The 728-nt window shown below is 47.5% G+C and carries 2 protein-coding genes; both read right to left on the bottom strand.

Annotated elements, in window-relative coordinates; translation table 11 throughout:
- Positions 1 to 149: VOC family protein (locus tag R7E78_RS26445; protein ID WP_318058653.1), on the bottom strand; the 149-nt coding region annotated here is incomplete at its 3' end.
- Positions 121 to 728, bottom strand: a 608-nt coding sequence (locus R7E78_RS26440; RefSeq protein WP_318058652.1) for a substrate binding domain-containing protein, incomplete at its 5' end; no start/stop codon positions are given. The genes R7E78_RS26445 and R7E78_RS26440, both read right to left, overlap by 29 nt.

Genomic DNA, 728 nt, shown 5'->3' with positions numbered 1-728 from the left:
ATTTGGCTTCCGTCCGGCAACGCAAGGTCGAGTTTGTAGGAGTCTCGAGCTTCACGATAGTTTTCTGCGATGATTTGTAGCCCAAGCACTTCGGTGTAAAAACGCTTTGATGTTGGGTAATCACTGCAAATGATAGCGACGTGATGAATCGCATGAAACCTGGTTGGGTTCCTTAGACACGAGATGTTCGTTTACAAAGTCGAGAAATACACGCAGACGCGCAGGCAAGTACGTGGTTTGTGCGTACTGCATGGCGACCGCACCGTGGTAGTTACTTTTGATCATCCAATCGGACAACACTTCGACCACTTCTCCGCGCTCTAATGCCTCTTTCACCACGAAATCGTGGAAGATACCAATCCCTAAACCTGCTTTGACACCATTTAGGCGCATTTGCGAATGGTTGACCGCATACCGACCACTGACCGCAATGGAATGAAACGCCTCTTCTTTAAAAAACGACCAAATGTTGTCTTTGTCGTTTTCTGCTAGGTAAATACAGTCGTGCTGTTCAAGTTGCGTCGGATGTTCTGGCATGCCTCTTTGTGCGAGGTAGTCTGGTGAGGCACACAAAACCAGATTGGTTTTACTTATCTCCTTGAGCACCAAATTCTCATCCGGTTTATCGGTGAGCTTAAAAGCGACATCAATGCCCTGACGAAACAGGTCGATTTCCCCGTCGGCAGCGCGCAGCTTGAGCTGAATTTTTGGATAACGTTGCAAAAAAG

Source organism: Vibrio sp. YT-19(2023) (genome assembly GCF_033337395.1).
The sequence above is the reverse complement of the archived record's forward strand: the minus strand, read 5'-3'. Positions and strand labels throughout refer to the sequence as shown.